General features: G+C 74.0%; 8 protein-coding genes. 6 read left to right on the top strand and 2 right to left on the bottom strand.

What is annotated here, in order from left to right; genetic code table 11:
* A partial coding sequence (locus KPF22_RS29665) for a gamma-glutamyltransferase (RefSeq protein ID WP_224403969.1) occupies nucleotides 1–732 on the top strand: 732 nt, incomplete at its 5' end.
* Nucleotides 733–802: 70 nt separating this feature from the next.
* Here the strand turns inward: KPF22_RS29665 and KPF22_RS29660 are convergent.
* Entirely contained in the window at nucleotides 803–3,604 is a 2,802-nt protein-coding gene (locus tag KPF22_RS29660) for an MFS transporter (protein ID WP_224401017.1), read from the bottom strand.
* 2 nt (nucleotides 3,605–3,606) lie between these two features.
* Nucleotides 3,607–4,092 (bottom strand): MarR family winged helix-turn-helix transcriptional regulator, encoded by a 486-nt coding sequence (locus KPF22_RS29655; protein ID WP_062399130.1) that lies wholly within the window; start codon nucleotides 4,090–4,092, stop codon nucleotides 3,607–3,609.
* 124 nt (nucleotides 4,093–4,216) lie between these two features.
* Between KPF22_RS29655 and KPF22_RS29650 the strand changes: the two genes are divergently transcribed.
* From KPF22_RS29650 to KPF22_RS29630, 5 genes are all read left to right on the top strand, one after another.
* Nucleotides 4,217–4,498 carry a DUF4326 domain-containing protein gene (locus tag KPF22_RS29650; RefSeq protein ID WP_224401016.1) on the top strand — a complete coding sequence of 94 codons (282 nt, stop codon included), beginning with the start codon at nucleotides 4,217–4,219 and terminating at the stop codon, nucleotides 4,496–4,498.
* Nucleotides 4,495–5,742 (top strand): cytochrome P450, encoded by a 1,248-nt coding sequence (locus KPF22_RS29645; protein WP_224401015.1) that lies wholly within the window; start codon nucleotides 4,495–4,497, stop codon nucleotides 5,740–5,742. Before KPF22_RS29650 ends, KPF22_RS29645 begins: the two co-directional genes overlap by 4 nt.
* 53 nt (nucleotides 5,743–5,795) lie before the next feature.
* On the top strand, nucleotides 5,796–6,317 hold the full coding sequence (locus KPF22_RS33450; RefSeq protein ID WP_208820375.1) for a cupin domain-containing protein: 522 nt from the start codon (nucleotides 5,796–5,798) through the stop codon (nucleotides 6,315–6,317).
* Nucleotides 6,318–6,508: 191 nt separating this feature from the next.
* The gene (locus KPF22_RS29635) at nucleotides 6,509–6,949 is read left to right on the top strand and encodes a hypothetical protein (protein WP_073573757.1); all 441 of its coding nucleotides are present in this window, start codon (nucleotides 6,509–6,511) and stop codon (nucleotides 6,947–6,949) included.
* An 8-nt stretch (nucleotides 6,950–6,957) separates the two neighbouring features.
* On the top strand, nucleotides 6,958–7,836 hold the full coding sequence (locus tag KPF22_RS29630) for a DNA-formamidopyrimidine glycosylase family protein (protein ID WP_224401014.1): 879 nt from the start codon (nucleotides 6,958–6,960) through the stop codon (nucleotides 7,834–7,836).
* Nucleotides 7,837–7,847 lie beyond the last annotated feature (11 nt).

The following is a 7,847-nucleotide window of genomic DNA, read 5'->3' as shown; positions in this document are numbered from 1 at the left end:
CCCGGCTCGCCGGGCGGACGCACCCCCCGGATCGGGGACTACGCGGCGACCCCGGGCGCCGGGCGCGGCTCCGGGACGGAGGGGCCGGGCACCGGCGAGCCGACGGTGTCGCGGGACGGCGTCGCCCGCGGGGACACGGTGCACGTCGACGTCGTCGACGCCGCCGGGAACATGATCTCGGTGACGCCGTCGGGGGGCTGGCTGCAGTCGTCGCCGACGATCCCGGCGCTGGGCTTCTGCCTCGGCACCCGCGGCCAGATGTTCTGGCTGGAGGAGGGGCTCGCGAGCACGCTGGCGCCCGGGCGGATGCCGCGCACGACGCTGTCGCCGTCGCTGGCGCTGCGCGACGGCGAGCCCGCACTCGCGTTCGGGACGCCGGGTGGGGACCAGCAGGACCAGTGGCAGCTCGCCTTCCTGCTCGCGCTGATGCACGGTGGTCTGGACCTGCAGGCCGCGATCGACGCGCCGACCTGGCACTCGACGGCGTTCCCCGCGTCCTTCGCGCCGCGCGGCTGGGAGCCGCACGGGCTCGTCGTCGAGTCCCGGCTCGGGGCCGGCACCCTCGCCGGGCTGACCCGCCGCGGGCACGTCGTGGACGACGCGGGCGCCTGGGCGCTGGGCCGGATGTGCGCGGTCGGGACCGGCGCCGCCGTCCCCGGGGGCGGCGGGCCCGGGACGCTGCACGCCGCGGTCGACCCCCGGTCCGGGGTGGGCGCGGCGATCGCGCTGTAGACGGCGGAACGCCCCGCCCCTCCCGTGACGGGAGGAACGGGGCGTTCCACGTGGAACACGGACGGGTGGGTCAGCGGTGCGCCTCGCCCCGCAGACCCTGCTCGCCCTCCCGGACGTGCCGGCCGTTCTGGAGCCCGTTGCCGTTGCTCGACGCGGACCCGTTGCCGTTCGTGGACGCCTGTCCGTCGAGCGGGAGCGGGAACTCCACGTCGGAGTGGGTCACCCGGCCCGGCTCCAGCGCGACCACCGTCGCGACCGGGGCGTAGCCGCTGGTCGCGAGGGTGTAGCTGCCCGCGGGCAGGCCCTCGAACGCGAAGGCCCCGTCCGGGCCGGACAGCCGCGACCCGACGACGGCGCCCTCGGCGTCGATCAGCGTGGCCAGTGCGTGCGCCACCGGGTGCCCGTCGGGGGCCGCGGTGACCCGGCCGGTGAGCCGGGAGCGCTGCGGCAGCCGCAGGTCCTGGACCGCCGTGCCGGAGCCGGGCACCTCGACGCCGACCGCCACCGGGTCGACGCCCTCGCCGGCGGCGGTGAGCGTGTAGCGCCCGGCCGGGACGCCGTCGAGCGCCCAGCGGCCGCCCTCACCGGACCGGCCGGCCGCGGCGACGTCGCCGCCGTGGTCGATCAGCGAGACGGTGATCCCGGGCAGCGGGGTGCCCGCGGCGTCGAGCACGGTGCCGCGGATGCCGCTGCTGACCGACAGCCGCACGTCGTGGCGGACCGGCTCGGTGCCGACCGAGACCGTGGCGGCGTGCGGCGGCAGCGCCGCCGAGGCCGCCACCACCAGGAAGCGTCCGGGCTGGTCGACGGCGATGCGGTAGTGGCCGTCGTCGTCGGTCGTGGTGCGACCGACCTGGTCGCCGGACAGCCGGGTGACGGTGACGACCGCCCCGGTGACCGGCGTGCCGGTGCCGCCCTGGACCCGTCCGGTGACGGCCGGGCCGTCGCCGCCCGCGGAGTGCAGGTGGTCCAGGCCCGCGGCCGCGGCGGCGTCACCGACGGTGCCGTTGTGCGGACGCGGCCGGGGCGCCGGGTGCGGCGGCTCCTGCCGGGCGACGACGGGAAGCGGCGTGGTGGGCGGCGCGATGTCCGCTCCGCGCCCACCGCCGTCGACCCGCCCGGCCGGGGCGGGTGCCGGCGCGACCGTCCCGAGCGCCTCGGTCGGGACCGACGCGGCGGCGGCCCCCTGGCCCGCGGCCTCGGCCCGGGCGGCCTGCGCACCGGACATGGTGCGCAGCGGCAGCTCCTTGACGAACAGCACCAGGACGAAGGCCACCGCGATCACGCAGGCCGCGATGAGGAACGCCAGCGTCATCGCGCTGGTGAAGCCCTCCTGGAACGGTGCGGCCAGCCGCGGGTCGATCCGCTGCAGGAACGAGGAGTCGGCCAGCACCGAGGTGGACAGGCCGCCGGCCTGACCGGACTGCAGCGCCCCGACGACCTGCGCGTTGGCCGGGTCGGCCGCGACGGCGGGGTCGGTCAGCGCGGCCCGGAAGGAGCTCGTGCCGAGCGCGGTGCGGATGGCGTCGGCGATCTTGTCGCCGGCGGTGGAGAACACCACCGACAGGAAGATCGCGGTGCCCAGCGTGCCGCCCATCTGCCGGAAGAACGTCACCGAGGAGGTGGTGACACCCATGTCGCGGGCGGGCATCGCGTTCTGCACGGCGAGCACGAGGGTCTGCATGCACAGACCCAGGCCGAGGCCCAGCAGGGCCATGGTCAGGTCGAGCTGCCAGATCGGGATCGACGGCGTGACGGTCTGCCACAGCAGCACCATCGCGATCGTGATGAACGCGGTGCCGATCACCGGGAAGATCTTGTAGCGGCCGGTGCGCGAGGTCAGCTGGCCGGAGAGGATCGATGCGACCATGATCCCGCCGACCAGCGGCAGCATCATGAAGCCGGCCTCGATGGGCGTCGCGCCGTGCACGATCTGCAGGAACTGCGGCAGCAGCGCGATGCCGCCGAACATCGCCATACCGATGAGCAGGTTGAGCACCGCGGACAGCGAGAAGATGCCGGTGCGGAACAGCCGCAGCGGCAGCAGCGCGGCGTCGCCGTAGGCACGCTCGGCCAGCAGGAACAGCAGCAGGCCGACACCACCGATGACGTAGCAGACGATCGACGAGGTGGAACCCCAGCCCCACTCGCGGCCCTGCTCGGCCACGATCAGCAGCGGCACCAGGCACAGCGCCAGCGCCAGCGCGCCGGGCCAGTCGATCCGTGCGGGCCGCGGGACGTGCGGGATGTTCAGCACCCGCTGGACGACGACCAGCGCGACGAGCCCGATGGGCACGTTGACCAGGAAGATCCAGCGCCACCCGTCGATGCCGGCGATGCTGTCCACACCGGACAGCAGGCCGCCGATGACCGGGCCGATCACGCTCGAGGTGCCGAACACGGCCAGGAAGAAGCCCTGGTAGCGGGCACGCTCACGCGGCGGGACGATGTCGCCGAGGATCGTCAGCGCCAGCGACATCAGGCCGCCGGCGCCGAGGCCCTGCAGGGCGCGGAACGCGGCCAGGGAGTACATCGACCAGGCCAGGGTGCAGGCCACGGACCCGATCAGGAAGATCGTGATCGCGGTCATGAACAGCGGCTTGCGACCGAAGATGTCGGAGAGCTTGCCGTACAGCGGCGTGGTGATGGTGCTGGTGATGAGGAAGGCCGTCGTCGCCCACGCCTGCAGGTTGAGGCCCGACAGGTCGTCGGCGATGGTGCGGATCGCGGTCGAGACGACCGTCTGGTCCAGGGCGGCCAGGAACATGCCCAGCATCAGTCCACCCAGGACGGTCAGGATCTGCCGGTGCGTCAGCTCGCCGTCGCCGGAGGTGGCGGCGGGGCGCTGCGCACTGGCGGCAGCGGTGGACATTCTCAGGACTCCTGTGCTTCGAAGGTCTGATAGTCGTCGAGGAAGCGGCCGAGCAGGCCGGTGAGGGCCTGCCGGTCGTCGGGGCTCCACGCGGCCAGCACGGTGGCGATGACGTGCGCGCGACGGCGTCGCTCGGTCTCGATCACGCGGACGCCCTCGTCCGTCGCGGCGAGGAGGGAGGCGCGCCCGTCGCCGGGGTCGGCGCGCCGCTCGACGAGACCCGCCTTGACCAGGCCGGACACCTGCCGGCTGATCGTGGAGGGGTCGGAGTGGAAGGTGGCGGCGACCTCGCCGGCCCGTTGCGGGCCGCCGAAGTGGAGATGGGCCAGCACGTGGTACGCGGCCATGTCGACGATCATCTCGGGGCGGTGCCGTTCACCGGACCGCTTCACCTGGCGGACCAGCAGGAACAGCTCCCGGACGATCGAGTCGGCGAGCTCCAGGTCGGCGTCGGCGGGCTCGGCGGTGGCAGCCTGTGCGGTGCTCATCGCGGACCCCCTCTCGGTAGTGCATGTATCACGCAACTAGTTGACTCGCGCAAGCATGCGCCGATGCATTGCGCAATGCAAAGCGATTGGCCGTGAGCTGCGCCACCTGATTACGGTGCGGGTCGTGAGCACTCCACGGCGGATCCGGCTGCGTCGCACGAAGGGGTGGCGCAAACCCGACGGCGCGGTGCTCGTCACCCGGCCCGGACCGTGGGGCAACCCCTTCGACGTGCGCGAGATGGGGCGGGCACCGGCCATCGCCGCGCACCGCCGCTGGCTGCTCGACGAGCGCCCCGACCTGGTCGAACGGGCCCGGACCGAGCTCGCGGGCAAGGACCTGTGCTGCTGGTGCGCCGAGGACGTGCCCTGCCACGCGGACACGCTGATCGAGGTCGCGAACCGGTGAGCGGCCCCGATGGGGTCGACCCGGACGAGATCGACACCGATGTGTTCGACCCGCGCGTGTTCGCCCGCGGGGTGCCGCACGATGCGCTGCGGCTGCTGCGCGACGCCGCGCCCGTCTCCTGGCAGGACGAGCACGCCGTCGGCCCGTGGCCGGCCGGACCCGGATTCTGGGCCGTCACCCGCTACGACGACGTCCGGCACGTCCTGCGCAGCCCGGCCGACTACTCGTCGTCGCTCGGGGCGACGCAGATCCGCGACCCGGACCCGGCCGACCTGCCGTTCCTGCGCCGGATGGTGCTCAACATGGACCCGCCGGAGCAGGTCCGGCTGCGGACGCTGGTCACCGGGGCGTTCACGCGTCGCCGGCTGGAGGGGTTCGCCGCCGCGGTGCAGCGCCGCGCCGACGCGCTCCTGGACGCCGTACGCGACGACGGCGGCTGCGAGCTCGTCGGGCGGGTCACCGACGAGTTCCCGTTGCAGAACCTGTCCGACCTGCTCGGCGTGCCGGTCGAGGACCGCCCGATGCTGCTGCACTGGACGAACCGGGTGATCGGCTACCAGGACCCGGACCACGCGGCCGAGGGTCCACCGGTGAACCCGCGCTCCCCGGCCGCGCTGGCCGACATGTTCGGCTACGCCGACGCCCTCGCCGAGCGCAAGCGCGCCGAGCCCGGCGACGACGTCATGACCGCACTGGTGCACGCCGAGGTCGACGGCCGCGCACTCACCGGCCCCGAGCTGCACATGTTCTTCTTCCTGCTGGTCATCGCGGGCAACGACACGGTGCGCAGCGCGCTGCCGGGCGGGGTGCTCGCGCTCGTCGGGCACCCCGACGCCTACGCCCGCCTGCGCGCGGAACCGGGGCTGCTGCCGTCGGCGATCGAGGAGATCCTGCGGTGGCACCCGCCGGTGCTGACGTTCCGCCGGACCGCCACCCGCGACCACGTCCTGAACGGCGCGGAGATCGCGGCGGGGGACAAGGTCGTCGTCTACCACTGCTCGGCGCACCGCGACGAGCGCCGCTTCGCCGACCCGGACACCTTCGACATCACCCGCTCCCCGAACGAGCACCTGGCGTTCGGGCAGGGGCCGCACCTGTGCCTGGGCGCGCACTTCGCCCGGATGCAGATGCGGGCCTTCCTCACCGCGTTCCTGCGCCTGCCGCCGGCCCGGCTCGACGGGGAGGTGCGCCGCCTGACCTCCAACTTCATCAACGGGACGACCCGGCTGCCGCTCGCGTGGTGATCGGCCACTAGCGTGCGGTGCGATCACGCATCGCGCCCGGAGGGACACCGCCCGTGCCGCTCGCCCGTCACCTTCTCGGACCGGCCCTGCTGGTCGCGACCGCCGCCCTGCTCGCGGGGTGTGCCCAGCCGGGGCAGCTCGGCCACGAGAGCGAAGTCGTTCCGTCGTCCGCCGCCCCCGCGCCGACCACGGAGCCCGCGCTCCCCGGCGTCCCGGACGTGCCGGTCACCCAGGCGGGCTCCGACGCCCGGGGGCGCCTCGACCGCCCGGTCGACATCTCCACGCCCGGCCCCGCCGAGCTGCTCGTGCGCACCGAGGTGCTGCAGCCGGGCCAGGCGAGCGGCTGGGTCCGCCACCCCGGCACGGTGATCTCGGTCGTGCGGTCCGGCACGGTGACGGTGCAGCGTGCCGACTCCTGCGAGCCGCGCCCGTTCGGCCCGGGGGAGGCGTTCTTCCTGGAGGACGGCAGGCCCAACGAGCTGCGCAACGACGGCCCGGACCCGGTCGTGCTGACCCGCTCGGAGCTGCTGGCCCCCGGTGCCCCGGAACGCGAGCCCGCCGAGCCCGCCTGCTGACCCACCGCAGCGCCCTCCTCGGCCCGGCTCTCGTGTCCGTCCGAGCGGGCCGTTCGCACGAAAGGTTCGTACGAGCGGCCCGTACGTGGGAGACGGGGGATCGCGACGCGGCGGCGGGCGCGTGAGGTCTCGGATCTGTCGGTGGCCTGTGGGAACATCGTGGGCGGTACCGGGGCAGGGGAGCGGACACCTTGACGACGAAGACGGTCATCGCGGCGGACTACCGTGAATGGCAGGTGAGCCGGCGGATCGAGTGGACCACGCCGGCGGTCGGTGACGAGTTCGAGCACGACGTCGACGCGGGTAACGGCGCGGTCGTGCTGATCCTCGGCACGCTGGTGTTCTTCTGGCTGGTCCTCGTCGTCTGGGTGCCCGGCGGGGTGGTCTTCCCCTGGTTCTACTGGCTCGTCGTCATCGTCGGACTGGGTTTCTTCCCGTTCCGCTGGCTGCTGCGCAGGCCGTTCACGATCACCGCGAAGACCCAGGGCGGCTACGACCTGCCCCCGGAGAAGTGGACGGGCATGGTGCGCGGGCTCGCCACCGCACGCGAGGAGACCAAGGTGGTCGTGCGCAGCCTCAAGAACCGGTCGACGCCCGGCCACGCGGACAGCCCGCTGCAGCCGATCAACTAGGAGTCGCGGTGCCCGAACTGCCCGAGGTGGAGGCCCTGGCCCACCACCTGCGTGAGCACGCCGTGTACCGCCCGGTGGCCCGGGTGGACCTGGCCTCGATGAGCGCACTGAAGACGTTCGACCCACCGGTGTCGGCGCTGGTGGGCCGGGTGGTGACCGGGGCGTCGCGGTTCGGGAAGTTCCTGTCGGTCGACTTCGACGACCGCCCCGACAGCGGCCCGCTGCACCTGGTCACGCACCTGTCCCGGGCCGGCTGGCTGCGCTGGCACACCACCGCGGGCGTCACCCCGCCCAAGCCGGGCCGCGGCCCGTTGCAGCTGCGGGTGCACCTCGACCAGGTCGGCGGGCCGGGCTTCGACCTCACCGAGCAGGGCACCCAGAAGCGGCTCGCCGTGTACCTGGTGGACGACCCGGCGCAGGTCCCGGGCATCGCGAAGCTGGGTCCGGACGCGCTGGAGCTGGGCCGGGCCGGTCTCGACGAGCTGCTCGACGGCGACAACCGCAGGCTCAAGACGCTGCTGGCCGACCAGTCCACGCTCGCCGGCATCGGCAACGCCTACTCCGACGAGATCCTGCACACGGCGCGCCTGTCGCCCTACGCCACGGCGTCCCGGCTCGACGCCGCAGCCCGGGACACCCTGTTCGAGTCGCTGCACGCCGTGCTGTCCGACGCGGTGGCCCGCTCGGTCGGCCAGGGCGCCGCGGAGCTCAAGGGGGAGAAGCGCTCCGGGCTGCGGGTGCACGCCCGCACCGGGCTGCCCTGCCCGGTCTGCGGCGACACCGTGCGCGAGGTGTCGTTCGCGGAGAGATCGTTCCAGTACTGTCCGACCTGCCAGACCGGGGGGAAACCGCTCGCCGACCGCCGCCTGTCCCGGTTGGTGCGCTAGTGGCGGGCGCG

The sequence above is a fragment of the Pseudonocardia sp. ICBG1034 genome (assembly GCF_020131375.1).
GTDB lineage: Bacteria > Actinomycetota > Actinomycetes > Mycobacteriales > Pseudonocardiaceae > Pseudonocardia > Pseudonocardia alni.
The sequence above is the reverse complement of the archived record's forward strand: the minus strand, read 5'-3'. Positions and strand labels throughout refer to the sequence as shown.